The sequence below is a fragment of the Rhodobacter sp. 24-YEA-8 genome, from assembly GCF_900105075.1.
GTDB lineage: Bacteria > Pseudomonadota > Alphaproteobacteria > Rhodobacterales > Rhodobacteraceae > Pseudogemmobacter.
This window is the reverse complement of the sequence record NZ_FNSK01000004.1, coordinates 219009-245385: the sequence shown is the minus strand read 5'-3', so window position 1 is coordinate 245385 and position 26377 is coordinate 219009. Positions and strand designations below refer to the sequence as shown.

Here is a 26377-nt window from a genome sequence, read left to right as displayed (position 1 = left end):
GTTACGTGAATACCAGAAGTTCGTGGACAGCACCCCGGCAGACTGGAAGGCCCAGGTCGATACCTGCTTCTATGGTGCCTTGCATTGCAGCCATGCCGTGACGCCGCATTTCATTGCGCAGAACGGCGGGCGGATCATCAACCTGATCGGCGACAGCTCGCGTATCGGCGAGGCGAATCTGGCGCTGGCCGCCGCCGCGCGTGGTGCGACCGTGCAATTGGGCAAATCCATCGCGCGTGAGCTGGGGCGCAACAATGTGACGGTCAATTCGGTCTCGCTGGGTCTGATCCAGACCTCGCACAGCGACCCGGAATTCCTGGCTAAAAACATGGACAAAATCGTTAAGGCCTATCCCCTGCGCCGCATGGGCCAGCCGGGTGACGTGGCCCCGATGGTGGCCTTCCTTGCCTCGGACGCGGCCTCCTGGGTGACCGGGCAAGTGATCAGCGTCAATGGCGGCTTCTCGATGGTCTGACCGGAGAACGGCATGAATCCCTTCACCTTCAACACCACAAAATCCATCCTGTGCCGTCCCGGTGCGGCAGCAGAGTTGGACCGCCACGCCGGGGCTCTGCTGGGCCCGCGCGTACTGGTCGTCACGGATCCGGGGCTGCGCAAGCTGGGGCTGACCGATCCGGCCATCGCTGCCCTGCGGGGCGCCGGGCATGAGGTCACGATCTTTGACGCGGTCGAGGCCGATCCTTCGGTCGCGACCCTGATGGCCACCCTCGAGGCCGGGCACGCGGCGGAAGCGACCGGGATCCTGGGCTTCGGTGGTGGGTCTTCGCTTGACGTGGCCAAGGTCGCGGCGCTGCTTCTCGGCTCGGACCAGCCGCTGGATGAGGCCTGGGGCGTGGGCAATGCCCGTGGCCCGCGCCTGCCGCTGGTTCTGGTGCCGACCACCGCTGGCACGGGGTCCGAAGTGACGCCCGTGGCGATCCTGACCGTGGGCGGGGAGGAAAAGCGCGGCGTCTCCACGCCGCTGATCCTGCCCGACATCGCCCTCCTGGATGCTGAACTGACGCTGGGCCTCCCCGCGTCGATCACGGCGGCGACCGGGGTGGATGCCATGGTCCATGCGATCGAGGCCTATGCCTCGGCCAATGCCAACAACAACCCCCTGTCGCGGATGCTGGCGCGTGAGGCGCTGCGCCTGCTGGGCGCCAATATCGAGACCGCCATGCGCGATGGCTCGGACGTGGCCGCGCGGGAAGCGATGCTTCTGGGGTCCATGCTGGCCGGTCAGGCCTTTGCCAATTCGCCGGTCGCGGCGGTGCATGCGCTGGCCTACCCGGTGGGCGGCATCTTCCATATCCCGCATGGGCTGTCGAACGCGCTGGTCCTGGCGTCGGTGCTGCGCTTCAACCTGCCTATAGCGGCGGAGACCTATGCGGAGATCGCCGCTGATGCCTTCCCGCAATTGGCTGACCATCCGCTCGATACCCGGGCCGAGGCTTTCCTGCGCGAACTTCAGGCGTTGAGCGGCCGGCTGCAGATGCCGCAGCGCCTGCGCGATGTGGGCATTCCGGAAGACGCCCTCCCGCGCATGGCGGCAGATGCGATGAAACAGCAGCGCCTTCTGGTCAACAACCCGCGTCCGGTGACCGAAGCGGATGCGCTGGCGATCTATACGGAGGCCTGGTGATATGCGGACCCCCCCCGGAACACGCGCCGATTACGCCTATTTCCAAAGCCACACCACGCGGTGGAGCGACAATGACGTCTATGGCCACCTGAACAACGTGGTCCATTACAAGCTGTTCGATACCACCGTGAACGAATGGCTGATCCGTGCTGGGTTGCTGGACACCAGGGCCAGCCCTTCCATCGGCCTCGTTGCCGAAACCGGCTGCCGCTACCACGGCGAGATGTCCTATCCGCAGCGGATCACTGCGGGGATGCGGGTGGCGAAGCTGGGCAACTCCTCGGTGCGCTATGAGCTGGCGCTGTTTGCTGACGACAGCGACACGGCCTCGGCCGAGGGGTTCTTCATCCATGTGTATGTGGATGCCGCGACCCATCGGCCCTGTCCGATTCCTGCGGATGTGCGGTCCGCCCTTGAGGGACTTGTGAAATGAAGCTGAACGATCCTTCCCTGCTGAAATGCCGCAACCTGATCGCAGGCGCATGGGCGACGGCGGAAAGCGGCAAGACCATCGCAGTGACCGACCCGGCCACCGGCGCAGTGATCGGCACCGTGCCATCGGTCAGCCGGGCCGAAGTTGCTAAGGCCATCGAGGCCGCCCGGATCGCGCAGGAACCTTGGGCCGCCCGGCCCGCGAAGGACCGCACCGCTATCCTGCGCCGCTGGTTCGATCTGGTGACGGCGGCGACCGATGATCTTGCGCTGATCCTGACCAGCGAACAGGGCAAGCCGCTGGCCGAAGCGAAAGGCGAGATTGCCTATGGCGCCGCCTATATCGAATGGTTCGCCGAAGAGGCGAAGAGGCTTTACGGTGACACCATCCCCGGCCCGGCCCCCGACCGGCGCATCATCGTGCTGAAACAGCCCGTCGGGGTGACGGCGGCGATCACGCCCTGGAACTTCCCGGCCGCGATGATCACCCGCAAGATCGCTCCGGCTCTGGCTGCGGGCTGCGCCATGGTTCTGAAACCCGCCAGCCAGACCCCCCTCACAGCCCTTGCGCTGGCAGTTCTGGCTGAGCGTGCGGGGGTTCCGTCCGGGGTTCTTTCGGTCGTGACAGGATCCGCGCGCGAGATCGGTGCCGAACTCACCTCCAACCCCACGATCCGCAAGCTCTCGTTCACCGGATCCACAGAAGTTGGCAAGGAATTGATGCGGCAATGCGCCGATACGGTGAAGCGGACCTCGATGGAACTGGGCGGCAATGCCCCGTTCATCGTTTTTGACGATGCAGATCTGGGCGCGGCGGTCGAAGGGGCGATGATCTCGAAATATCGCAATGCCGGGCAGACCTGCGTCTGCGCCAACCGGCTGTTTGTGCAGGCAGGGGTGCATGATGCCTTTGTCGAAAAGCTGGCCGCGCGGGTTTCTGCGCTGAAGGTGGGGAAGGGGACAGAGCCGGGGATCGAGATCGGGCCGCTGATCGACGTGGCCGCCGTCAGGAAGGTGCAGGAGTTGCTGGCCGACGCCCGGGAAAAGGGTGCGACTATCGCCACCGGTGGCCAGCCCCATGCGCTTGGCGGTACGTTCTTTCAGCCCACGGTCGTCACCGGTACCCGACGCGACATGGCCTTTTTCGACGAAGAGATCTTTGGCCCCGTCGCGCCGGTCTTCCGCTTCGAAACCGAGGCCGAGGTCGTGGCACTGGCCAATGACACCCCCTTCGGACTGGCCTCCTATTTCTACGGGCGCGACATCGGCCGGGTGTTCCGCGTCGCCGAAAAGCTGGAATATGGAATGGTCGGGGTGAACACCGGCCTGATCTCGAACGAGGCGGCGCCGTTCGGCGGTGTCAAAGAAAGCGGGCAGGGCCGTGAAGGTTCGAAATACGGGATAGAGGACTATATCGAGGTGAAATACCTCTGCCTGCAACTCTGAGGGGGGCGCATGATCTGCCATCCGCCCGAGATAGGGGAGGTCGCCATGGGCCATCCGGCCCTCCTGGACCCGTGGGACATGGCCGCAATTTGGGGCAGGGGCACGGTTATCGCCGTGCTGACCGGGACTGAGGGGCCGGCTTATCGCAACCCCGGAGCCACGCTCGCGGTAGCACCAGACGGTCGGTTTGCCGGGGCGATCACTTCAGGCTGCGTCGAAGCGGATCTGATCCTGCGGGCGGCCGAGGTCCGGCGGACCGGTCGGACGCAGACCCTCCGCTATGGCATGGGCTCCCCCTTCTTTGACCTGAAACTACCCTGTGGCGGCGGGATTGATGTGCGGCTGTTTCTTCCGAAAGATCCGGCCATTCTGTTGCTGCTGCAGGAGGCCCGGGCTAACCGCAAGCCGGTGGCGCTGGCGGTTGGCGACGATGGTTCGCTGAAGCTGGAGGACTGGCGACCCACTGCGGGCGATGAGGAGGCCTTTCATCTCGGCTTTCGCCCCGGACCGCAATTCGTGGTCTTCGGCACCGGAGCCGAGGCAGCAGCCTTTACAGGGCTGCTGAGGGGCATGGGGCACAACCATCTCGCGCTGTCGCACGAGCTTTCGACCCTCGCTGCGATCTCGTCGCAGGGCAGCCAGGTGCAGGAAATTACGCCGCAGGCCCGGCTGCAGGACCTGCCGGTCGATGCTGATACCGCCATCGTCCTTTTCTATCATGATCATGACTTCGAGCGGGTCATCCTTCGGCAGATGCTGCGCAGCTCAGCCTTCTATATTGGTGCGCAGGGCAGCCGTGCCACTCAGGCCAGACGGCTGGAAACCCTTGCCGCTATGGGTGTGCCTGCAGAGGCTTTATCGCGGCTTCGGGGGCCTATCGGCCTGATCCCGTCTTCACGCGATCCGCAGACCCTCGCGTTGTCGGTTCTTGCCCAGATCGTCGATGTCCATGCCGGATTGGTGAAGTGAACCTCGGCGTCCTGTTCGCGGCAGGTGCATCCCGGAGGTTCGGGGCGGACGACAAGCTCCTCGTGGAATGGCGCGGCGCTCCGCTGGTCTGTCAGGCAGCCAATCTGCTTATGGCCGCCTTCTGCGACGAATCTGTTGCCGTTGTGTCCTCTCCCGCGGTGGCCGCAGTTTTGCCGGCTGGCATGAAGCAGCTGCAGATCCCCCAAGGACAGACCATGTCGCTCTCCTGGCGGAGCGCTTTGCAATACGCACAGGAGGCCGGGGCAGACAACTTGCTTATCATGCTTGGTGACATGCCGAACCTTACCGATGGCATCCTGCATGACCTGATAAGGCGAGGGGTCAGATTTGGAAACAGCGCGTGCTGCCTTGGTGACAAGGCGCTTCCTCCCGCGTTTCTGGCTTTAAAGGAGTGTCTTTCCTTGGGTGTCGATCCTTATGCAGATCAGGGAGCAAGAGCCCTGATCGCCAGGATTCCGCAGGAAGCTCTGGTGCGCATCACGAGTGCAGAGGGCCTTGACATCGATGTCAGAGAAGACCTTCAGGAACTGGAAGAGTGTCAATCAGATTTGGAGGCTGGAGCCGCGGGTTCTTCCGCTCCTGAGTGAGTAAAACCCTTGCGCGACGGCGATGATGCAATTGCCAACTTCGTTCTCGATCCGAGTGAGCAATGGGCGAACAGTGTGACGATTAGCCATGCTTCATCAACATGACAGGCGCTCCTATACCGAGGCGAAAGATCACTTTTGTGATCGGATCGAGGGTTTGTCCGCCAGAAGGTAATGTGTTCCTACACCGATAGCCGTCCGCAATGGGCTCCGGGCGTCGATTCTGGTGGCTTGCACCCCGCCAGCGGTTCTGAATCCGGGCAGCGGCAGCAGCTGATCGGACGGAGTGGCCGCTGGCGTGAACTCCTGGCTGTGTTTCAGGCGGGATCTCCGGGAGCTTCGCACCTCCCTCTGCTTTGCCATTTCGGACAAGCCCCATAAATGCCTGTAATCCCCGCGAAGCCGTGTAACCAGCGTGCAGGCGCATTATCTAGGGCACCTGCATCACCAGTTCTTCCACTGCATCGGATAGCTGCTGGTTCGCTGTGGGATTGCGAATAAGGGCGATATCGAGGCTTTCCGGCGCCTTTAGCCCGACGGCCCCTGGTGGAAGTATCAGCTCGGGAGGCGCCGACATCTTGCTTACTGCAGCAACCGCAAGACCTGCTTCGACGATTGTCAGCAACCCGGCGAGACTGAAGCTCTCATACGCCGCACGATAGGGCAGATTGCTTTGTGCAAGGGCCGCGAGCGTCACGCGGCGCGCCTCGGATCCCGGCTCGAACAGCGCCACCGGAAGCGGATCTTTCTCTAAAGCCGCCCCATCCCGGGCCGCTATCCACACCATCGGCTCGCGCCGGATCAGCCGCCCGCCGACGCCTTTCGAGCGGGTCACAACCGCCAGATCAATCTCCCCCGCTGCAATCAACGGCACGAGAGCAGTGGATTGCGCGCAGAACACCCTGATTTCTGCCTGGGGATAGAGCAGACCAAAACGCCGGAAAACCGGCGGCAGGAATTGCGAGATGTAGTCATCTGGCGCGCCAATGGTAATCGTGCCCCTGATCGCAGGCCGGCCAAAGCTCTCGGCTGCCTGGTCATGCAGGCGCAGGATGCGGCGCGCATAGCCATCAAGCTTCTCGCCTGCCCGGGTCAGGGCCAGGTTGCGCGTATCGCGCAGGAACAGTGCCTCGCCGACCTCTTGCTCCAGCCGTGAGATATGGGTCGAGACGGTTGCGGGCGAACGATGCACATGCTGCGCCGCCCGGTTGAAACTCATGGCATCAACGCAGGCGATGAAGGTGCGAAGCAGGGTATGGTCAAGCTGCATCTGTTCAAAAAATCCAAATAATCCCTTTCGACTATATTGATTTACTATTGTTGCGCCAGCGCTATTCCTGTCCCTGAGCAGATCACACGAGGGCAGAAATGACACCGCAAAACCAGGGGATTGCCGGCGTCGTTCTGGCACAGACGATGCTGGGCACATTGGGGCTTTGCGTCTTGCAGGCGGCAGCCTCGCCGCTCTCGGTGGCCTTCTATCGCTGTGTCATCGCGGCCCTGGGGCTGGGCTTATATGCGGCCCTGCGCGGCGATCTTGCGGGGCTTTTGCGCTTGCCGCGACGGACACTTTTGCTGGCGGTCCTCAGCGGGTTTCTGATGGTCGGAAACTGGGTCCTGTTTTTCGAGGCCATCCGCCGGTCAGGGATCTCGGTTGCAACCATCGTCTTTCATGTCCAGCCCTTCCTGATGGTGCTGATCAGTGCGATCCTGTTTCGTGAGAGGCTGCGTGCCGTCACCTTCCTCTGGTTTGGCCTCGCACTGATTGGTCTCGCCTTTGCCACCGGGATCATAGACCTGTCAGGAGTGACAGGCGGCGCGGTGGCGATTGACGGGAACGGCATCGCGGCCGCCGTCGCAGCTGCGTTCCTTTACGCGCTGGTCACGATTATCGCAAAACGGCTGCCGCGTTCAGGCGGGCTACGACTGACTCTGATCCAGTGCCTGTGCGGAGCGATTGTACTGGCGCCCTGGCTGTCGCTCACCCCCGCAGAGGTGACGGGCGAGCAATGGAAATGGTTTGCGATCATTGGCCTCGTCCATACCGGCGCGGTGTATATTTTGCTTTACAACGCCTTGCCTAAGCTGCCGACTGCGGTGGCGGCCGTTTTGCTGTTCCTCTACCCGATCAGTGCCATCATTGTAGATGCCGCCTGGTTCGGACACCCGACTTCCCTGGTTCAGATCGCCGGCTTTCTTTGTGTGTTGTTGGCAAGCCTTGGAACCACTTTGCAATGGGGCGACAGAAAAGCTGATTGATATCGCGCTGCCGATGTTCCCTGATATGATCTGCCTGACCGGGCCTGCCATATGAGTGGGTTTTGCTGTAAAGTGACTGAACGCCCGCTATGAGCGCTTCGCGCCGGTGTGCTCCTTCTGCCGCATGACGTGCTGCGGCTTCAGCTGCGCGCTGTTCTGCGTGTTTGTCGGGCCAGTTTTTGCAACCGGGAGGCTTCTTTCCCATAGGTTCGCAGCGCGATCCTTGCTGACCAGCCGCTCATCCCGCCAGCACAGGATGTTTTGCAGCCGCGAAACCGCGTGATTGACCGGGCGATGCAGGCGCGCGAATTCATGAAGCTGGATGTCATGGTGCTGTCGATCCTGCTCTATGCGCTGCTGGGCAAACTCGCCGACATGATTGCCCGCGGGCTGGAAACCCGTGGCCGCGTTCGAGGCAGAAATCCTTGCTGCGATCTTCACCGATGGCCGGGTGGCCTGATGACTTTCTCGACAGGGTGACTGGAATGGCCTGACACTTTTGCATCGGGCCCGAACCTTCGCCGCAAGATACATCATTGTGTGGCGAACTGCGCCAGATAGGTGCGGCCGAGCTCGGCCGAGACCCGGGCGAAATCCGGCGCCATGGCCTGGGGTTCGGGGGCCTCGATGTGGCTGCCGATCCAGGCCAGCAGCGCCATGCGGCGGAGCATGATGAATGTGTCGATCTCCCGCTCTTCCGCATCGCTGAGTGGGCGGACGCTGCGATATCCGCGCACCCAGGCGGCGCGCATCGCAGGGACCTGGTGGTGATCCTCCATAAAGCTGACGCCGGTGGCGAAATCATAAAGAAACCAGCCCTGACCGCAGTCATCAAAGTCGATCAGCGTCGTGTTTTCACCATCGATCAGAAGATTAGCCAGCCGCATATCGGCATGGATCAGCCCGTAACGCTCTGGCCCCTGACCGAAATCCTTAAGCCGGCGGCGGATGGTCGCCTCTACCTCTTCGAGCACTGCGCGAACGGGCGGGGTGACATGGGGCGCATCGCGCCAGTCGCCCCAGTTCGCCTTTTGGCCGAATACCGCATCGGCATCCCAGCGGAGCCTTTCCAGCGGCGCAGGGCGCGGCCAGGTCATGGAATGAAGATGGGTGCGGGCGGCAATTGCCCCGAGCCGTTCGAAGGGCCCGATCAGATCTTCGTTCTCATCGGGCTGACGGCCTTCGGCAAACTGGAACATCACCATGAAACGTGGCTCGGGCAGGCCCGAAACATGGCCTTCCTGCACCAGATCGCCATTCCTGGCCGCCAGTGGCGGCGGCGTCTGCACCAGCCCGCTTGAGGCCAGCGCCTGCGCCCAGGCCAGCTCCTGGCCGATGCCGCGCTTTGTGTGATAGGCCGGGCGGTGAATGCGCAGGACCGATCGATATGCCCCGGCCTCGACCAGATAGGTCGCGTTTTCCGAGACATTGATCAGCCGCGCTGTCGCTCCCTCCGGCACCGGCCAAAGGGACAGTGAGTCATTCGCAAGGCGCTCCAGATGCTTCAGGACCTCCTGAAGCGGCATTTGCTCTCCGGCCATATCCCCCTCCCTCAGATCGACTCGATGGCTTCCAGGGATTCCGGCAGGATCTGACCCCCATCGACGATGATCTGCTGCCCGGTGATATAGGCCGCCTCATCCGATGCGAAAAACAGCGCCGCATTGCCGATATCCTCGACGGCGCCCAGCCGTTTCAGCGGGATCGAGGCGGCCATGGTTTTCAGGTAATCCGCGCCCAGCCCCTCAAGCCCCTCGGTCACGATATTGCCCGGCATCACCGCGTTGATCGTGGTGTTGTAGCGCGCCAGTTCCATCGCGGCGGTCTTGATGAAACCAAGCTGCCCGGCCTTTGACGCGCCGTAATGCGACCAGCCCGGATAGCCTGTCACCGGCCCGGTGATCGAAGAGGTTACCACCACGCGGCCTTTGCCTGCCCGTTCGAAATGCGGGATCGCGGCTTTGACGCAGAGAAAAGTCGAACGCAGGTTGTTCGCCATCATCTGATCCCATTCGGCGGGCGACATATCGACCATCTTCACCTGCGGGAAGGATCCGGCATTGGCACAAACCACATGCAGCCCGCCCTGGGCTTCAGCCGCCTCATCGACCATGCGCTGCACCTGGTCGTAATCGCTCACATCGCAGACGGCACTGCGGGCTGTCGCCCCCGCCTCGTTCATCTCGGCCACGGCCGCCGCCAGCGCGGCCTTGTCGCGCCCGGCAATGGTCAGTTTCACACCGGCCCGGGCAAAGACCCGCGCAATACCGCGGCCGATACCTTTTGATCCGCCGGTAACGATGACACTCCGGCCCTGCAATGATGTCAGCATCTGTTTTTCTCCCTGTTTTTTTATAGTTTTATCGCGGCTTCAGGCGCGTTTTCGCGTCCAGCGGAACACCAGCAGCCCGATCAGCATCAGCGCGGCGGATCCGGTGACAGACAGAACACCAAGCGCGGGGATCTGCGGCGTGTAGCCGGAGACCATCCGGGCATAGAGCCATTTCGGCAAAGTTGAATCGAGCCCTGTGGTGAACAGCGAGAGCGGGAAATTCCCCCAGGACAGCAGAAAGGCGAAGAGCCCCGCCGAAATCACCCCCGGCATCAGCAGGGGCAGCGTCACCTCGCGCAGGATTGTAAAGGTCGAGGCGCCCATATCCCGCGCCGCCTCTTCCAGCGCCGGATCAAAGGCATAGGCACGGATCGCGATGATCAGCGTGGTGATGGGCGCAATCCAGACCAGATGCGCGATCACGGCGGTCTTCCAGCTGGGCTGAACCCCAAGCGCCGAAAACCAGATCAGCAGCGCAAGCCCCAGCACCGTCTGCGGGAAGAAAATCGGCAACAGGATCAGCTTCTGGAACAGCGGGCGATACCGCCACTGGAACCGCGCGAAAGCAAGGGCACCGAAAAAGCCGAGGATCATCGACAGCAGGGTCACCAGTACCGCGATCTTCAGCGAGGTCAGCACCAGCGCGTGGACGTTCGGGCTGGTGACCGCCTGGACCATCCATTCACTGGTATAGCGGTTGACCGGAAAGCTGAGATACCGCGCCTTCGAGACCGATGCGAAGCCGACCGAAACCAGCGGCAGGTAAAGCACCAGCAGGATCAGCAGCCCGTAAAGGTAAAGCGCGATGCGGGTGGTGTTGGAGACCGATCTCATGGTTTCCTCCCCATGATCGCATCAAGGTTCACGCGGCTGACGGGCACCAGCACCAGAAGGGCGACAATGACGATCAGCATCAGCGACAGCGCCGATCCGAGCGGCCAGTTCTGCGCGAAGGTGAAGGCGCTTTCGACATCATCTGTCAGCACCACCACCGCACGCCCGCCCAAAAGCTTTGCCTCGGCCACCGCGCCGGCGGAGAGGACAAAGGTCAGCAGGCTTCCGACCATGATGCCCGGCGCCGCCAGCGGCATTTCGATTTCAAAGAGAATGCGCATCGGGCTGGCCCCGAGGTCTGATGCGGCAAGCCTGGCATCGTCGGGAACAAGGCTGATGCCCTGGGCCAGCGGAAACAGCATGAAGGGGAAATAGACATAGGCCATGCCAAAGACGATCACCGGCCAGTCATAAAGCGGTGTCTCAAAGCTCAGCCCCGTCAGCGAACGCAGATAGCCCTCCAGCAACCCGCCCTTCATCAAAGAGAGGCTCCAGCCGAACAGACGGATATTCTCGGACACGAAAAGGATCAGCACGACCGCCAGGGTGATCACGATGGTAAAACGTCCGAAGACCTTCGCCATGCCGTAAGCCAGCGGCCAGCAGACGATAAACAGGATCACCGTGGTCATGAGGGCAAGCCCCAGCGAGCGCAGCAGCGAACGGTAATAGCCCTGTTCCCAGATCACTGCGAACGAGGAAAAATCGGGCAGATGGGTCAGCTCGAATACTTTTTGCGGCATGATGGCGAAGCCCGCCACCACGAAAAGCGGCATGATGAATGCCAGCAGCAACAGTACGATGATCGGCAGGCCGCTCAGAAAGCCAAGCCGTCCCTCAAGCCTTTGCATGATCCGCCTCCTCAGGGATCGGATGGACCGCGTCCCGGTCCCAGCCGAGGGTGACGGATGTGTCGGCGCCCGAGGCAAGCCGCGCCTCAAAGGGCCGCTCGACCGTGATCATTGTCCCGGCACTGGTCTCGACCGAATACTGGATGCGAGAGCCGAGCGCATATTCGGCCACCACGCTGCCCGAGAGGGTGAAATCCGCAGTCATGCCCTCGCCGATGAACCGCAACAGCTCGGGTCGCACCATCAGCGCACCGCGCCATCCCTGCGGCAGGTTCAGCGCGCCGGGGGCAGCGGTGACGCCGGGGTCCTTCCAGCGGACCAGCCCATTGTCCTCGCGCGCTTCAAACAGATTGACCTCGCCCATGAAGCTGGCGACGAAGCGGCTGACCGGGCGGGAATAGATCTCTTCCGCAACGGCGATCTGCTCGAAGCGGCCCTGCTTCATGATGGCGATGCGGTCAGACATCACCATCGCCTCTTCCAGCGAATGGGTGATGTAGACAAAGGTCTTGCCGGTGCGGGCGTGCAGGTCTTTCAGCTCTTTTTCCAGGGTTTTCCGCAGCCGGTAGTCCAGCGCTGACAGGGGCTCGTCAAAGACAATGATCTGCGGATCGAAGGCCAGTGCCCGCGCCAGCGCGACCCGCTGACGTTCGCCGCCCGAAAGCTGGCTGATCATCTTGCCATAATACTCTTCCGGCAATCGCAGCAGCCGCAGCAGATCCAGCGTGCGGGCCTTGCGCGCTTCTGGCGCCACCTTTTTCAGCTTTTGCGGAAATTCGATATTCCTGCCGACGCTCATATGCGGGAACAGAGCAAGCGACTGGAACACCATACAGGTGGGGCGCTTGTTCGCGGGCATGGTGTCGATACGGGTGCCGTTCAGACTGATCGTGCCGTCAGACACGTCGTCAATGCCGACCAGCAGCCGGATCAGGGTGGATTTGCCGCTGCCCGAAGGGCCGACGATGGTCAGAAATTCTCCCTCGGCAATATCGAGGCTGATCCGGTCAAGCGCGGTAAAGCGACCGAAGCGTTTGGTGACATTCTCGATCCGCACGAAGGGCTGAGCAACCATCGTCCATTCCAGATTTTAAGGGAAAGCAAAGACTGCCGGGCAGAGAGCGCCCGGCAGAATGGCTGAAGCCGGGACCTCAGCCGCGTCTTGCCGCGACATAGGTCGCAAGCAGGGCGTCGTAGGAGGGCACGACATCAAATTCGAGACAACGCGACAGCTCGTCTTCAAGCGTGTCGAACTGGATCGCTTCCAGCATCTCGTCGTCGAACAGCGCCATGACCTCGGGATTGCCCATCTGGGCGATCGGGTTGTAGGTGCCCTCAGAAAAAGCCACGGCCTTGCAGATTTCGGGCTGCTGCACGAATTCAAGGAAATCCTCGGCCAGCGACGAGGGATCGGGGTTGTTCACCGCCGAGGTCAGCTCGACCCAGACAACGCCACCCTTGCCATCGACCGGTCCGCTGCGCGGCGTGATCGCGCGCACGAAGGTCGCCCCGTCATAACGGGCGGGCGAGGCGGTATAGGTGCCCCCGGTGAAATAGGCATCGATTTCGCCATTGATCAGTGCCGTGTTCATTGCCACGAGATCATCGGTCATCATCCGTGCCCCGGCGACGATCTGTTTGCAGGTCTCGGCGAATTTTTCGGCATCGGCGCCCTCGACCGGCCGGAACGGATCAAGTCCGGCGGCAAGGCAGAGATGGATCACATTCCAGTTGTCATAGGTCAGAAGGCCATAGCGGCCCTTCATCGCCGGATCAAAGAACAGGTTCCAGCCCTGTTCCTCGGCGCTTTCCTGGCTGATCTTGTCGGTATTGACCACAAATGAGAATGGCCCGTAGCGCTGCGGCATGCCCAGAAGATCGCCGTTTTCGCCAAAAGCCAGCGCATAGGGTCTGGCAAATTCCGGGGTCATCTTGTCGAACCAGGGCAGGAAACGCTCTTTGTCCAGCGGTCTGATCAGATTGTCCCGGCTCAGCTCGCCCCGCGCCCAGGGCTGATTGACATTGATAAGATCCCAGGTTCCGATTTCGCCTGCGCGCAGGCGGTTGACCATCTCGGGGTCCGAGGTGCCGCTTTCAGCACGTACCGTGGCCCCGGGATGCGCCGTGCGGAACGGGTTCAGCACCGTATCCGAGTTATAGCCTTCCCAGCACAGGATATTGAGCTGATTGTTGCGGTCTGCGAGCGCACGGCCCGGCATCGAAAACGCCGAAAGACCAGCCATACCGGCCGCCCCCAGCGAGAACTGACGTCTCGTAATCATCTTCTTTCTCCCTTGTTGGTGGTGCCTCCCGGATGGTTGATCCATCTCCCGGGCCTGAGTGAGGGCCGCCGGCCCTTTCGCCTATCGTCCGGTGATCGCCTCCAGTTTTGCGGTGATGGTGTCACGCGCGATCCGCATGTCTTCGGCGGTGCCGGACATGAAAAGCCGCCCGGTCGCCCCCATCATCTGCACATCATTGATAATCGCATTGGGGGCAGCCTTTTCCGCCTCATTCGCCGCAACACAGGCAAAAAGCGCCGGAGCCATTTCGTAAATCAGCAGCGCAACCCCCGGCACCAGGATCGAGGCATCGCGCGAGCGGTTGAGGATGATCGCATGCTGGTCCGACAGATCTTCGATGATATCGTGATACAGGATCTGCGGGCGCATCTGATCATCGGGTTTTGCGCCGATACCGGCAAGAATCGCCTCGCCCGCAGCCGTCAGATCCTCCATCCGGTCAGCATGCAGCTCCAGCAAACCAAACTGACGTTCGGTATAAAGAATGCCCGGTTCCATGTCGGGCGCGGCCTTCAGCGCCAGATCGGTGACGCGGTGGATCGCCAGAGCCGGCGCGACCTCGATGATCAGCGAGTTCTGGCCCCGGAAGGGCGGATATCCCCTCGCCCGGGTGGGCGAGGAAAGATACGCCGCGAACTGGGGCTGCAGATCCTCGATGGGAAGATAGACGCGAAGCTCTGTCATACCTCAATCCTTATCTGGGTCTCTGTGAGAGGCCGCCCCGGCTCAGGCCTTAAGCGCGTCGAAATGCTTTGCGAGATCGCCATGCGGGCGCGGGATCACATGGACGGCGGTCACTTCGCCGATCTGGGCCGCAGCCTCGGCCCCGGCTTCCGTCGCGGCCTTCACCGCGCCGACATCGCCGCGCACCACGACCGAGACCAGTCCGCCGCCAACCTCGTTGCGGGCGACGATTTCAACATTGGCGGCCTTGACCATGGCATCCGCCGCCGCAAGCGCCGGCACGTAACCCTTGGTTTCGATCATTCCGATTGCAAGATTAGCCATTTGAGAACTCCCTTACTTGCGTTTCGCAGCCGGTTTCCCGGCAGATTCTTCGTCGATGGAACCGATGATCAATGCGTCAACCGGCGCCGCGCGTTCGGTAAACCAGGCGGCTGCAACCGAGCCCTGGGTGATCAGCACAGCCTCGCCCTCGGCACAGCCCAGAGGGTCGAAGGCGATCAGTTTTGCGCCGGTTTCGGTCTCGACCTCCAGCAGCGCCCCGGTGGGAAGCGTGCCGATATGGCGGGTGGACCAGAGCCTGCCGCTGACGCGCGCCCTTATCATGCCAGTGTCCTTTCGATCCTGATGCCGCGGCGGCGGGCCTCGTCACCCGCCAGAGGTGTCAGCCGCGCCTGCCTGGTGATGCGCAGCCGCGTCTCGCCCTCGCCGATGGCTGCGATGTCGCGTTCGGTGACGAGGGTCTTGCGCAATTCGGGTATTCCGGCCGGGACGGTGGTGACCAGCCTTGCTGCCGGCGCCGTGGCGGCGGGAAGATCTGCAAAGTCACGCATCGGAACCGGCTGAGAGGTGGTCACCGCAGGCGCAAACCGGATCTGCCCGGCTTCAAGTCCGGCCAGAAATCCCGGCTCCTGCGCGCGACGCGCGATGGTCAGCGCAAAATCGGTCAGCTGGGCCACGGTCGCGACCTCGACGCGCTCGGTCGCCGGGCCGCCACCGAGGATCTCGGCGCGCAGCGCCGCGATCTCCTCGGACAGTAACTCGCGGATCAGGGCACGCAGCTCGCTCATCGGCCCGCCCCTGCCTCACGCAGCGCGCGTTCCGCCGCGTCGCGGGCATTGCGGACATCGGCCTCGCTTCCGGCAAGATAGAGCCGGCCATTCGCGCCGATCATCCGCATGTCGATAACCTTGATATCCGCCTCTTTCTCGGCCTCGTTGCAGGCAAGAATCGCGTAGGCCGCCGGCTGGCATTCCAGCAGGTAGATGCTCTCTCCTGCCAGCACCATGGAGCCGGTCTTGTTGCGGTTCATCAGGAAAGCATGCTGATCATCGATCCGCGTCACGATCTTTGACGCCATGATCTTCGGCTTTTCCGCATCCTCGCGCGTCTTGCCCATGGCAGACAGCGCTGCCGCCGCCCCGGCCTGAACTTCAGCGGTCGAGCGGGCATGGAATTGCAGCGTGCCGAACTGGCGCTCGACCACCAGAAACCCCGCCCGCACCTCGGCGCTTTTCAGCACGGTGTCGGTCAGCGCCTCGACATCAAGGCCAGGCGCGATCTCGATGATCTGAGCCGCCATCCTTGCGCGCGGTAAGGTGCCCCGCATCCAGGTGGAGGTATAGGCAAGCGTCTGCGGCTGAAGCTGGTCGATAAAGATGAAGGCACGAAGATCGGTCACGACTGGCCCCTCGTCAGATCACGGAGTTCCTGCAAAATAAGCTCGCGCAGCAGGTCGCGGTCGACACCGCCATCGCCGGCGGGCCGGCTGGCCGCAGGTGGCGCGGCAAAGGGAGGCGCCACCGGTTGCGGGCGCGTGGCGCCCGGCCCTTCAAAGGGGGCACGCAGCCCGGTCAGGTCGCCCGTCTTCATCGCGGGGTCGGAGTTCCAGGCCAGCCGCGTCCAGTGAACCAGATGCTGCGGCCCGATATTCTCGCCCACGGAAGACCGGCCGAAATAGCCGGTGCCGATCATGAAGGACGGCGCCAGATGCGTCGCGAAACCTGCGGCTCCCTGGGAACAGGGCGCATTGACCACCACGCGGTAAACCGAAAGCGCGCTTGCAAAATCGAGCGCCAGCTGCGGATCATCGGTATGGATCGCGGCGGAATGGCCCGCCCCGCTCATTCGCAGGATCATCTGCGCCATGCTTGCAGCATGGGCGGCATTGCTGACCAGCGCCCAGCCCAGAACCGGGCACAGCTTTTCCTTCGTCAGCGGCTCGTCGACCCCGACCAGTTCCACCGGTGCCACCAGTGCCCGGGTCGAGGCCACCACACGCAGGCCCGCCTGACCGGCGATCCAGACCGCCGATTTGCCCACGGCGGAAGTGTTCAGATGCCCGCCCGGGAACAGCCAGTCGCGCAGTTTCGTCACCTCGCCCGCGTTGCAGATATGGGCCCCGCCTGCCCGCAGCGCGCGCTCAAGCCGGCTGCGATCCTGTTCCTGCGAGATCAGCACGCTTTCATTGGTGCAAAGCACCGAATTATCAAAAGCCTTGCTGTCGATGACCCGCTTTGCCGCGACCATCTGATCGCAGCCGGGATCGACATAGACCGGCGCATTGCCCGGCCCGACGCCAATCGCCGGATTGCCCGAGGAATAGGCCGCCCGCACCATCGGCCCGCCGCCCGTCGCAAGGATCACCTGCACCTTTGGCGAGGTCATCAGCGATTGCACCAGCGGCACCGAAGGCTCTTCAACACATTGGATCAGACCCGAAGGCGCGCCCGCCGCCTGTGCTGCCGCCTCCAGCCGCGCGGCGGCCTCATTGCAGCAGCGCTTTGCCAGCGGATGCGGACTGAAAAGGATCGCATTGCGCGACAGAATGGCAAGGATCGTTTTGTAATACAGCGTCGAAACCGGGTTGGTCGCCGGCGTCAGCGCCAGCACTACGCCCGCCGGGCGCGGCAATTCGATCATCCGGCGATCCGCATCCACTTTCGGGTTCACCAGATCGAGATTCTCGTAAAAATCCAGCAATGGATGCGCCGACAGCTCGTTCTTGAGCTTCTTATCGGCCACCACGCCCATGCCGGTTTCCGCCACCGCCGCTTCGGCAAAATGCGCGGCTGAATGATGCGCCGCCTCGGCCACGGCGCGTGCGATCCGCATCACGGCAGCCCGGTCGAATTTCGCAAAGGCCTGCCCCGCCCAGGTGGCGCGGTCGATTTTCATCTTCGCCGCCTGCTCTGCCCGGTCGGGGATTTGCAGGCGCGGCGCGTCGTCATGAAGCTGCATCGGCATCGGCTGTCTCCCTCAGGCCGCGCGGCGCATGTCGCGCAGCAAAGCACGGGCGCGCGGCATCGCGGCCTCCATCCGGTCTATGATTTCCTGGCAGGTTGCCACATCCAGCAACACACCCGGCTTGAACTGCAAAACCCGTTTGTCGAGCGAGGAAAAGATCGCCCAGACCCCGTGTTCATAAAGCGCCCGCGACACCGCGACCGCGCCTTCGGGATGGTCATATTCCAGCCCGAGAATGACGCCGCGCTGGCGGATGCCCACGAAAATATCGCTGTGGGCTGCCATCATCTGGGTCAGCGCGCGGCGGAAGAACTCTGCCACCGACTGCACATTCGCGATCACCTCAGGGCGTTGCAGAATGTCGATCACCTGATGGCCGACGATACAGCCAAGCTCTGAGCCGCCCGAGGTCGAGATATGCGCGGCGCCATCCTCATGCAGCCAGCCGCCACATTTTTCGGTCACCACACAGGCAGAAATCGGGTAAATGCCGCCGCCAAGCCCCTTGCCGGTCACGAACATATCCGGCTCCAGCCCATAGCTTTGCCAGCCCCACATGCTGCCGCAGCGCATCAGCCCGGTCTGCACCTCATCAGCGATATAGAGGGTGCCATACCGGCGGCAGAGGTCCTGGCAGGCCTTCAGATAGCCGTCATCCGGCATCGGGAACCCATAGGTGGCGGGGATGGTTTCGATAATGAAACCAGCGACATCCCGTCCTTTAAGGGCGCGATCCAGCGCGTCGATATCGTTGAATGGCACCTGGATGAATTCATCGGGCTTATCCGCGAGGAAGATCTTCGAAAACCGTTCGTCCCCGGTGGCAACCGACAGACCGGAATGGCCGTGATAGCCCTTGATGATCGAAACGATCTTGCGGCGCTTTGTGGCATATCGGGCAGTTTTTAGCGCGATCTCCACAGCTTCAGCGCCACCTGCGCCGAAGATCGCGTATTGCATATGGTTTGTGGTCTTCACCAGCTTTTCGGCAAAGGCCGCGCGGGCCACTGACGGGAACCAGTGATTGCCCATGTCGAAATAGTCGAGCGCGGATTTCAGCGTCGCCACCAGTTCGGGGTTGCGATGGCCAAAATTATACGTTCCGCCATTGAGATGCAGGTCGATCAGCCTGCGGCCAGACATGTCGTAAAGGTAATATCCCTCACGCCGGTCGATCACCATATCGATCCCGGCATCCTGCCAGAACTTTGTCTTGCCGGGGTTCCAGTATTCGATCGATTTCGCAAGCAATTCTGCTTTCGAATCGAAGCTGAAGTATCCGTAGTTGAACACGAGGCACCTCCGTTTGACCGAAGATTGGCATTTGATTCTGCATCTGGCAACATTTAATTGTTGCTAGTTGGTCATTTCCTCTGTTTGAGTTTTGTCAATCAGGTTGCGATGATGCAGAACTCCGCAGAATCCGGGGGCGTAATGTAAGAAGGTGCCAGCAGTGAAACCGAGCAGATCGCGCAAGGAACAGCGCCAGGACAACATCCTCAGTGCGCTTGAGGCCAATCCGGCGCTGCGGGTGAACCAGCTTGCCGAAGAGCTGGATGTTTCGACCGAGACGATCAGACGCGACCTTGCCGAACTGGATCAGGCCGGCCGGCTCAGCCGCACCTATGGGGGTGCAATCGTGGCGCAGAACCGGTTCGAGCCCCTGCTCAATGACCGCATCAATCTCAATGTCGCCGAACGTCAGGCCATAGCCACCCGGGCGCTGGAAGAGGTGGCGGGCGAAGAGGCATTGCTGCTTGGCGGCGGCGCCACGATGCTGCAATTCGCGCGGGTGCTGCGAAATATTGCACGCCGCATCACCGTGATTACCCCGGCCTACCCGATCGCGCTGGAACTTTCGTCAAATCCGCTCATCGAGATCGTTCTTCTGCCCGGCGGGTTCGAGCCGCAGGAACGCATGGTCTGCGGCCCCGAAACCATCCGCGCGGTCGAACGTTACCGGGCGCCTGTGGTCCTGATCGGTGCTTCGGGGGTCAGCGTTGACGGGATCAGCGAGGCGATGCTGGGGGTAGGCGAAGTCTATTCCGCCATGCTCGCCAGTGCGGGCCGCTCTTATGTGCTGGCCGATCACAGCAAGTTTGAAAAGCGGGCGCTTGTGCTGCTTGACCGGTGGCATGACGGGCTTTCGCTCATCACAGATCGCGAACCGGCGGCGGAACTGTCAGCGGCCCTGCGCCGCAACGGCTCAGGATTGCTTTTGCCAGACTGACCGCCCTGCGCGACAGGCCCGCCGGGCCAGAGGATCATATGGCGGCTTTACGTGCTTCTCGGATATAGATTCCGCACAGCCGCCGTGTTGCGGGACCGGGCTGACCGGCGGGCAAACGCTGACTGTCGATCTCGATCACCGCCAGCGCGAAGGAAGAAGCAGAGGTGAAGAATGCCTCATCTGCGGCATGCACCCGAACGATCCGCCCGCCCCGCCACCCGGATGCCTCCGCCCGCGAGCTGCGCATCTGGCAGCGCTGAGACGGCGCTGATTGCGACCTTTCCGTCCGGAGAGAGGAATGCGGATGGGTGTCCCACCATCCGCAAGCTGCAGTGAAATCGTATTGCTGCGAATACTGGTTCACTCACATGATTGAGCACATCGGCGGTCAGCCCGGCCGCTCTCAGGTTTCGGATCGGGACGACGTCATCGCCGAGCCTGTAGCTGGCAGCCTCTGCTGCTTCGGCGCGTGTGAAGTTGTGCAGCGCAAGGCCCTGAATTCTGGTTTCGTCACCGCCCAGCTTTCCTTCTTCTCGTCGCCTTGCGCGGATCGCAGCATTCACCTCCTGCCGGACCTCATTGCTCGGGCGAGATTGCGATGGTGACAGTCCAGACCGGATTGCCTGGTGCGCCCGCGGAAACAGGCCTGTGCCTGGCGAAGCGCAGGGAACATTGACAGCGAAGGATTTTCTGGGCCACGCGGCTCCGAATTGCGTCGTCAAAGGAAAAAGCAATCCGAACGAGTCAGTGTCTTCGACGGGCACATTGTCAAAAGGCCGCTGAAATGGGGTGCGGCGTCTCGTGGGCCACGGATCGGCGAAGTGCAGCGCCCATTGCGGCGTTGTCCGATCCTCCGGAGGACGATGCGCCTTATGGGGATGCGCCCCGATCCGAGCAGAACATATAAAGATGGGTCTGGGTAAAGAGCCCTTCGCAGCGGACGGCGGCTGTCACCATCAGGTCGAACATACGGTCATTGTGGTAAGACAGCGTATGGCCGGGCGAGGCCATGAAGCGGAAGGCCACCCGGTCATTTACCGGCTCAAACGGGGTATGGGCCAGCAGATCATGCAGCTTTGTCGTATTGACGCGGGTCATCACCTCAAGATTTCGCAGCTGGCATTCCCATTCCAGCGGATAAGCGGGGGCGTAAGGCGGCATCATACCGCTGTCGGGATGCATCTTGTAATTGCCGAACATGTTTTGTCCTTTCAGTCGGTCAGAGAGGTATGGGGAAAGCCGGCCGGCAGGTCTGCGGCAGCCAGAATGGCTGTATCGACCTGCGCGATATCGGTCTGGCCGCAGAGTGCCATGGTGATATCAAGCTCGCGATGGATGATTTCGAGGCAGCGGCGGACACCGGTTTCTCCCATTGCGCCAAGCCCATAGAGAAAGGGCCGGCCGATATGGGCCGCATGGGCACCAAGCGCGCGCGCGCAAAAGATCCTGGCCGCTGCGGATACCGCCATCGATATGAATCTCGGCCTGGGATCCGATCTTCGCCACGATCGCAGGCAATGCACTGATGCTTGACGGCGCGCCATCCAGCTGCCTGCCGCCATGGTTCGAGACGATCACCGCATCCGCCCCCTGATCCACGGCGGACCGTGACACCCTGTTGAAGACTTCCTTTTGAACAACAAGGTGCCGTGCGAACTCATCTCCACCATCAAGTCCGACTTCCCCAAGGTAACGGGTCTCCGAAACCAGGCGGCAAAAAAGATCAACCTCCTGATGTCGCTCATGAGCGCGCTGTGGATGCCGGAACGGAGGCGGGAAGCAGCATACAATGTCGCATTTATAGCATACACGATCCACGAAATGCATGGATACTGGCGCGGAGCATCACTCGTCATCAGGCAGGAACCACCATGGGATATGCGCTGGAAATCACCGGAAAAGCCGTGCGCCAGATCGAAGAGGCACAGGCGCTGATCCCTCCCGGCACCCAGATCAATATCGCCTTTCTCGGCAATGAGACGCATGCACAGCGGTTCAACGCCGCCCGCGTGATCCGGGCTTGCGGGTTCCAGCCGGTTCCTATCATTTCATCGCGCCGTCTGATGTCAGAGACCGATGCGGCTACGGTGATCTCGGGCTACCAGGAAGCCGCCGCACCGGAGCGGTTCCTCTTTGTCGGTGGCGACCCCGATACCCCGCAGGGGCCTTATCAGAACTCTATGGAGCTTATGAAAAGCGGTGTTCTGAAACGCTTTGGCATTACCTCAATCGGCATCGTGGCCTATCCCGAGGGGCACCCTGCTATACCCACAGACACCCTCTGGCAGGCGCTCGAATGGAAGCGTCACTTCCTCAATGAGGCAGGGGTATCCTTCGAAATCACGACGCAGTTCGTGCTGGATCCAATGGCCATCCCAGCCTGGCTTTCTGAGCTGCGGGCCCGCGGGATCGCCAACCTTGTCCGGCTCGGTGTCAATGCTCCGGCCCCGGCAGGGCGGCTGCTGACCTATGCGCGGATGTTCGGTACAAAGGCCAATGCCTCCATTCTTGCCCGGTATCAAATGCCTGATGATCCGGCACTGATCACCGCACCCGAGCCATTCCTCCAAGTGCTGAAAGAGCGGCTTTCCAATATGGATACCGGCCGCATCGACGCTCATCTCTACCCTTTCGGCGGGATCGGCATTGCCGCGAAATGGGCGCAATCCTGGCCAGGCTTGGCTTGAGCCCTGCAAGAAAACATACATATGCGGTAAATTGTTTTTCACATAAAAATACAATTTATCGCATATGTATGAGTAGCATTCGTGGCAAGTCAGGAGGATTCCATGTCGGATACTCAGCGCGATGACAACGGCTATGAATTGCGCCCGCTGAAGCCGGCCCTGTTCCGTGCCATGCGCCAGCATTGCCCTGCCTGCGGTGAGGATCTTTCGCCTCAGCGCGGATGACGGGCCAGCCTATATCACCATGCTGATCATCTGCCATATCGCGCGCTTTATGGTCCAGATCCTGATGACCGATACCAACCTCAGCTCGCTTGCGGTTGCCACTATCGTGCTGGCGACGGTGCTGCCGATAACGTTCCTGATCCTGCCCAGTGCAAAATGCTTCCCTGTCGCCATGCAATGGGCAAAGAACATGCATGACTTTGTGAAAAGCAGCGCCCCGCAGATCTGCGGTAACCTGAGCAGGTTTCGCCGGGTCAATACATGTCATGGCGGATACATGGCTGCGCAGGTAATTCCTGCGAGCGGCGATGTCGGTTCCGACCGGGACCTGACACTACCCGGAGCCTGGCGCCACTGCGCCGGACTATTGTCGCCACAGGCATATTGCCGGGATACGGAGACCGGGAAAACCGGTCTCCGCCTCGTCTGGCTGTTCAGGTGATCCGTACGATGCTTGCGCGGATTTCCTCGGGCTCGAACACCTTTTTCCAGTCATCGCGCATCAGCATCGGCTTGCCGAATTCAATAGCCTTCTCGCAGGCCTCCGAGAATTTGCCTGGGATCTCGTCGAACATCACGGCGGTCAGCACGCTCATATGACCAAGCAGGAACTCGCGCGCGCAGTCGCGGTCAATGCCGCGCCGGATCACTTCTTCCATCGCTTCGCGAAGCACGGTGACCAGCGAGGCGCAGACGGTTTCGGTCAGCCCGGGCTCCAGATAGGCCATATGCTCGACGGTCACGCGGTGACTGCGGGCAACCGGAGCAAAGATCGCGCGGGCAACCGCGTCGCCAAGCGCATATTGCGCCTCGCTGCCCTGCATCAGTGCGTTGACGATGCCCTGGGGTGCCGCAACGCCGCCAAAGAAATCACGCCGTCCGGCCTCGCTGTCCTCATTGCGGAAGAGGCCCGGATGGCAGGGATGCGTGACGAAATAGGCGATATCATCGCGCGGTGGCAGATGGCCGGCATGGGGCGCAGCGGGGTCAAGACAGATGACGACCGTGCCAGAGGCGAGCTTCGGCACCACCAGGCTTGCGACCTTGCCGATCACCGCATCGGGCACGGCCAGCACCACGACGTCGGCACCGATGATCGCCTCATCGGGCGCGACACAGGTGACCGCGAAATCATCTTTCAGGCGCTGCTGACCTTCGGGTGACAGTTCGACATGGGCCACATCGAAATCGGTTTTCAAGAGATTGCGGGTCAGGCGGGTGCCCATTTTTCCGCCCGCGCCGAACAGAGCTATTCTGGTCATGGTGATGTCCCCAGCGGGTTCGCGGCAACAACAGGCCGGCCCGCAAAAACGGGGGGCTTGCCGTTGCGATATGAGAAGGGGCGGGCGCGTTCCTTCACGCGCCCGCAGGGATCTGTCTCAGCCGTGGCTGATGGTCACGGTCTTGATATGGGTGAAGCCGTTCAGCGCCTCGAAGCCCTTTTCGCGGCCATGGCCGGATTTGCCGACACCGCCGAAGGGAAGCTCGATCCCGCCGCCTGCACCGTAATTGTTGATGAAGACCTGGCCGGAATGGATCTTCCTTGCCATGCGCAGCTGACGCGAGCCGTCCTGGGTCCAGACGCCGGTCACCAGGCCGTAATCGGTGCCATTGGCGATTTTCAGGGCCTCTTCTTCATCCTCGAAGGGAATCAGAACCTGTACCGGCCCGAAAATCTCCTGCTGTGCCAGGGCGTGATCCGGCGAGACTTCCGAGAAGAGCGTCGGCAGGATGTAATTGCCGCCTGCCGGTGCGTCAGCGTGCAGCTTGCCCTGGGCTGCGGTGGTCAGTTCGGCACGACCACGGTCGATGAAACCCTGAACGATCTGATGCTGTTTTTTCGAGACGACAGGGCCGAGATTGTGGCTTTCAATCGCCGGACCAACCGTCAGGCCCTCATAGATCGCGATCATACGGGCCTTGACCTCTTCATAGATGCCCTTTTGCACCAGCACGCGCGAGGCGGCTGAACAGGTCTGGCCGGCATTTTGCATACAGGCGCCGACCAGCACCGGCATAGCTTTCTCCAGATCGACATCGTCGAACACGATATGCGGCGATTTGCCGCCGAGCTCGAGCGTCACCGGCACGACATTCTTCGCCGCCGCCTCCTGGATGCGGACCCCGGTTCCGACCGAGCCGGTGAAGGACACATGGTTGATGCCCGGATGCGACGAAAGATGTGCGCCCACGTCATGGCCATAGCCGGTGACCACGTTGATCACACCTGCCGGAACCCCGGCCTCAGCCGCGATGGCGGCAACCGCCAGTGACGAAAGCGAGGCGTCTTCTGCCGGCTTCAGCACAACCGTATTCCCGGCAGCGAGCGCCGCACCGACACCGCGCCCGAGGATCTGCATCGGGTAATTCCACGGGATGATGATGCCGCAAACGCCATGCGGCTCACGCAAGGTGTAGACCGTGAAGCCTTCCTGATAGGGGATCGTGGTGCCCATCAGCTTGTCGGCGGCACCGGCGTAGAATTCCAGGTAGCGGGCGAGCGCGATGGAATCATTGCGCGACTGGTTCAGCGGTTTGCCGACATCCAGCGTCTCGATCATCGCGAGCTCTTCGGCGCGTTCCAGCACCAGCGCGGACATTTTCATGAGGATCCGGCCGCGCTGTGTCGCGGTCAGCTTCCCCCATTCGCCATTCAGCGCGCCACGTGCAGCGGCGACGGCGGCATCGACCTCGGCGGTGGTGCCACGCCCGATCTGACCAATCACTTCCCCGGTCGAGGGGTTCTCAACCGGGATCGTCTCAGCGCCCGCGGGCGTGACCCATGCGCCGTTTACGAACACTTTCGTGGAATCGATCCACATCAGTTGATCAAGTGCCATGATTTTCCTCCATATCTGACAAGAGGCGGCTGCGCGCCTCATAGGTATCTGATTTCAGACGGGTTTCAGCTTTCGATAAAGAACGGCTCAACCCGGTCTTTCGAATGGCCAAGGTGGCGGGCCATGGTTTCCCTTGCGGCTGCGGCATCCTTGTTTCTGAGAGTATCCAGCAAGTCCATATGTTCGCTGACCGCGCTTGTCGTGATCGTCGCGTGATAGCGCAGGCGAAACAGATTCGAATGGATATAGAGCCGCGCCAGCGCTTCGGCGGCGACCTGGTTGCCAGCGATCCGAGCGATCCGGGCGTGGAAGGCATTGTCGCGCTCGGCAAAGCTGCCGAAATTATCGGGCCGGCTTTCGGCGGCGATGCGACTCATCTCTGCGCAAAGCTCTTCGAGGGCCGCGATGTCTTCGGCGGTTGCCTTCTCTGCCGCCAGCGCCGCCAGTTCCGGCTCAATCATGCGGCGAAAGGCATAGACATCGCGAAAATATCTGCCCTCGGGAAGGGGGGCGGCGGAAAAGCCGGAATTGAATTTCTGCTGCACAAGCCCTTCGGATTCCAGCCGGATCAGAGCCGCCCGGATCGGCGTCTGCGAGACGCCGAAATGCCTTGCGAGCGCATCGACCGAGAGCCTTTCGCCCGGTGGAATCCGGAGCGAGATCAGATCCCCCAGCAAAGCGTCATAAATCTCATCCCCGAGCGGCTGCGACACATGCTTCTCCCGCGGGGGCTGCGCCGCAGAAGATAATTGTGGGCTAAGCGTCTTCCCTGACATTTTCCGTCTC

31 protein-coding genes and 1 pseudogene are annotated in these 26377 nt (G+C 61.9%); 12 read left to right on the top strand and 20 right to left on the bottom strand.

Annotated elements, in window-relative coordinates:
• The 6 genes from BLW25_RS21570 to BLW25_RS21545 form a co-directional block, all read left to right on the top strand.
• Nucleotides 1–475 (top strand): SDR family NAD(P)-dependent oxidoreductase (locus BLW25_RS21570; protein WP_143040585.1); only part of this gene is annotated, 475 nt, incomplete at its 5' end.
• Nucleotides 476–487: 12 nt separating this feature from the next.
• Nucleotides 488–1645, top strand: coding sequence for an iron-containing alcohol dehydrogenase (locus BLW25_RS21565; RefSeq protein ID WP_092904014.1), 1158 nt, complete (start codon nt 488–490; stop codon nt 1643–1645).
• A gap of 1 nt (nt 1646) precedes the next feature.
• Nucleotides 1647–2078 (top strand): acyl-CoA thioesterase, encoded by a 432-nt coding sequence (locus BLW25_RS21560; protein ID WP_092904012.1) that lies wholly within the window; start codon nt 1647–1649, stop codon nt 2076–2078.
• The gene (locus BLW25_RS21555; RefSeq protein ID WP_092904010.1) at nt 2075–3523 is read left to right on the top strand and encodes an NAD-dependent succinate-semialdehyde dehydrogenase; all 1449 of its coding nucleotides are present in this window, start codon (nt 2075–2077) and stop codon (nt 3521–3523) included. Before BLW25_RS21560 ends, BLW25_RS21555 begins: the two co-directional genes overlap by 4 nt.
• Before the next feature lie 78 nt (nt 3524–3601).
• Nucleotides 3602–4492, top strand: a complete 891-nt coding sequence (locus BLW25_RS21550; RefSeq protein ID WP_253188612.1) for an XdhC family protein — start codon at nt 3602–3604, stop codon at nt 4490–4492.
• A complete protein-coding gene (locus BLW25_RS21545) occupies nt 4489–5100 on the top strand; it encodes a nucleotidyltransferase family protein (RefSeq protein WP_171909698.1) in 612 nt (203 codons plus the stop codon). The genes BLW25_RS21550 and BLW25_RS21545 overlap by 4 nt, the downstream gene beginning before the upstream one ends.
• 430 nt (nt 5101–5530) lie before the next feature.
• Here BLW25_RS21545 and BLW25_RS21540 read toward each other — a convergent pair whose 3' ends face one another.
• The gene (locus BLW25_RS21540) at nt 5531–6370 is read right to left on the bottom strand and encodes a LysR substrate-binding domain-containing protein (protein ID WP_092904004.1); all 840 of its coding nucleotides are present in this window, start codon (nt 6368–6370) and stop codon (nt 5531–5533) included.
• Between the two features lie 98 nt (nt 6371–6468).
• On the opposite strand from BLW25_RS21540, the gene BLW25_RS21535 reads away from it, so the two are divergent.
• Entirely contained in the window at nt 6469–7359 is an 891-nt protein-coding gene (locus BLW25_RS21535) for a DMT family transporter (RefSeq protein WP_092904003.1), read from the top strand.
• A gap of 87 nt (nt 7360–7446) precedes the next feature.
• On the opposite strand, the gene BLW25_RS24550 is transcribed toward BLW25_RS21535, so the two are convergent.
• The 14 genes from BLW25_RS24550 to BLW25_RS21465 all read right to left on the bottom strand — a co-directional run bounded on the left by BLW25_RS24550 (nt 7447) and on the right by BLW25_RS21465 (nt 18902).
• The gene (locus BLW25_RS24550) at nt 7447–7800 is read right to left on the bottom strand and encodes a hypothetical protein (RefSeq protein WP_171909697.1); all 354 of its coding nucleotides are present in this window, start codon (nt 7798–7800) and stop codon (nt 7447–7449) included.
• Nucleotides 7801–7892: 92 nt separating this feature from the next.
• On the bottom strand, nt 7893–8885 hold the full coding sequence (locus tag BLW25_RS21525; protein ID WP_092904000.1) for a phosphotransferase enzyme family protein: 993 nt from the start codon (nt 8883–8885) through the stop codon (nt 7893–7895).
• Nucleotides 8886–8911: 26 nt separating this feature from the next.
• Nucleotides 8912–9691 carry a 3-oxoacyl-ACP reductase FabG gene (gene fabG, locus BLW25_RS21520; RefSeq protein WP_092903998.1) on the bottom strand — a complete coding sequence of 260 codons (780 nt, stop codon included), beginning with the start codon at nt 9689–9691 and terminating at the stop codon, nt 8912–8914.
• A 39-nt stretch (nt 9692–9730) separates the two neighbouring features.
• Nucleotides 9731–10525 (bottom strand): ABC transporter permease, encoded by a 795-nt coding sequence (locus BLW25_RS21515; protein ID WP_092903996.1) that lies wholly within the window; start codon nt 10523–10525, stop codon nt 9731–9733.
• The gene (locus tag BLW25_RS21510) at nt 10522–11376 is read right to left on the bottom strand and encodes an ABC transporter permease (RefSeq protein ID WP_092903994.1); all 855 of its coding nucleotides are present in this window, start codon (nt 11374–11376) and stop codon (nt 10522–10524) included. Before BLW25_RS21510 ends, BLW25_RS21515 begins: the two co-directional genes overlap by 4 nt.
• The gene (locus BLW25_RS21505) at nt 11363–12451 is read right to left on the bottom strand and encodes an ABC transporter ATP-binding protein (RefSeq protein WP_092903992.1); all 1089 of its coding nucleotides are present in this window, start codon (nt 12449–12451) and stop codon (nt 11363–11365) included. Before BLW25_RS21505 ends, BLW25_RS21510 begins: the two co-directional genes overlap by 14 nt.
• Nucleotides 12452–12527: 76 nt before the next feature.
• Entirely contained in the window at nt 12528–13658 is a 1131-nt protein-coding gene (locus BLW25_RS21500; protein ID WP_092903990.1) for an ABC transporter substrate-binding protein, read from the bottom strand.
• Between the two features lie 81 nt (nt 13659–13739).
• Nucleotides 13740–14363, bottom strand: a complete 624-nt coding sequence (locus tag BLW25_RS21495; RefSeq protein WP_092903989.1) for a microcompartment protein — start codon at nt 14361–14363, stop codon at nt 13740–13742.
• A gap of 42 nt (nt 14364–14405) precedes the next feature.
• Nucleotides 14406–14687, bottom strand: coding sequence for a BMC domain-containing protein (locus BLW25_RS21490; RefSeq protein WP_092903987.1), 282 nt, complete (start codon nt 14685–14687; stop codon nt 14406–14408).
• 12 nt (nt 14688–14699) lie between these two features.
• Nucleotides 14700–14969 (bottom strand): EutN/CcmL family microcompartment protein, encoded by a 270-nt coding sequence (locus BLW25_RS21485; RefSeq protein ID WP_092903986.1) that lies wholly within the window; start codon nt 14967–14969, stop codon nt 14700–14702.
• A complete protein-coding gene (locus BLW25_RS21480) occupies nt 14966–15433 on the bottom strand; it encodes a hypothetical protein (RefSeq protein ID WP_092903984.1) in 468 nt (155 codons plus the stop codon). Before BLW25_RS21480 ends, BLW25_RS21485 begins: the two co-directional genes overlap by 4 nt.
• Nucleotides 15430–16044, bottom strand: coding sequence for a BMC domain-containing protein (locus BLW25_RS21475; protein ID WP_092903982.1), 615 nt, complete (start codon nt 16042–16044; stop codon nt 15430–15432). The genes BLW25_RS21480 and BLW25_RS21475 overlap by 4 nt, the downstream gene beginning before the upstream one ends.
• Nucleotides 16041–17609, bottom strand: coding sequence for an aldehyde dehydrogenase family protein (locus BLW25_RS21470; protein WP_216279463.1), 1569 nt, complete (start codon nt 17607–17609; stop codon nt 16041–16043). The genes BLW25_RS21475 and BLW25_RS21470 overlap by 4 nt, the downstream gene beginning before the upstream one ends.
• Nucleotides 17610–17621: 12 nt before the next feature.
• Nucleotides 17622–18902 carry a class-III pyridoxal-phosphate-dependent aminotransferase gene (locus BLW25_RS21465; protein WP_092903980.1) on the bottom strand — a complete coding sequence of 427 codons (1281 nt, stop codon included), beginning with the start codon at nt 18900–18902 and terminating at the stop codon, nt 17622–17624.
• Nucleotides 18903–19062: 160 nt separating this feature from the next.
• On the opposite strand from BLW25_RS21465, the gene BLW25_RS21460 reads away from it, so the two are divergent.
• Both BLW25_RS21460 and BLW25_RS21450 read left to right on the top strand, forming a co-directional pair.
• On the top strand, nt 19063–19839 hold the full coding sequence (locus BLW25_RS21460; protein WP_171909696.1) for a DeoR/GlpR family DNA-binding transcription regulator: 777 nt from the start codon (nt 19063–19065) through the stop codon (nt 19837–19839).
• 308 nt (nt 19840–20147) lie between these two features.
• A complete protein-coding gene (locus BLW25_RS21450; RefSeq protein WP_143040584.1) occupies nt 20148–20444 on the top strand; it encodes a hypothetical protein in 297 nt (98 codons plus the stop codon).
• A gap of 265 nt (nt 20445–20709) precedes the next feature.
• On the opposite strand, the gene BLW25_RS21445 is transcribed toward BLW25_RS21450, so the two are convergent.
• Nucleotides 20710–21039, bottom strand: a complete 330-nt coding sequence (locus BLW25_RS21445; protein WP_216279462.1) for a hypothetical protein — start codon at nt 21037–21039, stop codon at nt 20710–20712.
• 11 nt (nt 21040–21050) lie between these two features.
• Nucleotides 21051–21666 (bottom strand): annotated as a pseudogene (locus BLW25_RS25425) (alpha-hydroxy acid oxidase).
• Between the two features lie 44 nt (nt 21667–21710).
• On the opposite strand from BLW25_RS25425, the gene BLW25_RS21435 reads away from it, so the two are divergent.
• The 3 genes from BLW25_RS21435 to BLW25_RS21430 all read left to right on the top strand — a co-directional run bounded on the left by BLW25_RS21435 (nt 21711) and on the right by BLW25_RS21430 (nt 23193).
• Nucleotides 21711–22526, top strand: a complete 816-nt coding sequence (locus BLW25_RS21435) for a methylenetetrahydrofolate reductase (RefSeq protein WP_092903972.1) — start codon at nt 21711–21713, stop codon at nt 22524–22526.
• Nucleotides 22527–22628: 102 nt separating this feature from the next.
• A complete protein-coding gene (locus tag BLW25_RS24780; RefSeq protein WP_216279461.1) occupies nt 22629–22751 on the top strand; it encodes a DUF983 domain-containing protein in 123 nt (40 codons plus the stop codon).
• A gap of 19 nt (nt 22752–22770) precedes the next feature.
• The gene (locus tag BLW25_RS21430; protein ID WP_092903970.1) at nt 22771–23193 is read left to right on the top strand and encodes a hypothetical protein; all 423 of its coding nucleotides are present in this window, start codon (nt 22771–22773) and stop codon (nt 23191–23193) included.
• Here the strand turns inward: BLW25_RS21430 and BLW25_RS21425 are convergent.
• From BLW25_RS21425 to BLW25_RS21415, 3 genes are all read right to left on the bottom strand, one after another.
• Nucleotides 23186–24013: a phosphogluconate dehydrogenase C-terminal domain-containing protein gene (locus BLW25_RS21425; RefSeq protein ID WP_092903968.1), complete on the bottom strand. Its 828-nt coding sequence runs from the start codon at nt 24011–24013 to the stop codon at nt 23186–23188. The two genes, BLW25_RS21430 and BLW25_RS21425, sit on opposite strands and share 8 nt — an antisense overlap.
• Before the next feature lie 117 nt (nt 24014–24130).
• Nucleotides 24131–25591: an aldehyde dehydrogenase family protein gene (locus BLW25_RS21420; RefSeq protein WP_092903966.1), complete on the bottom strand. Its 1461-nt coding sequence runs from the start codon at nt 25589–25591 to the stop codon at nt 24131–24133.
• Nucleotides 25592–25656: 65 nt separating this feature from the next.
• The gene (locus tag BLW25_RS21415; RefSeq protein ID WP_171909695.1) at nt 25657–26304 is read right to left on the bottom strand and encodes a GntR family transcriptional regulator; all 648 of its coding nucleotides are present in this window, start codon (nt 26302–26304) and stop codon (nt 25657–25659) included.
• Nucleotides 26305–26377 lie beyond the last annotated feature (73 nt).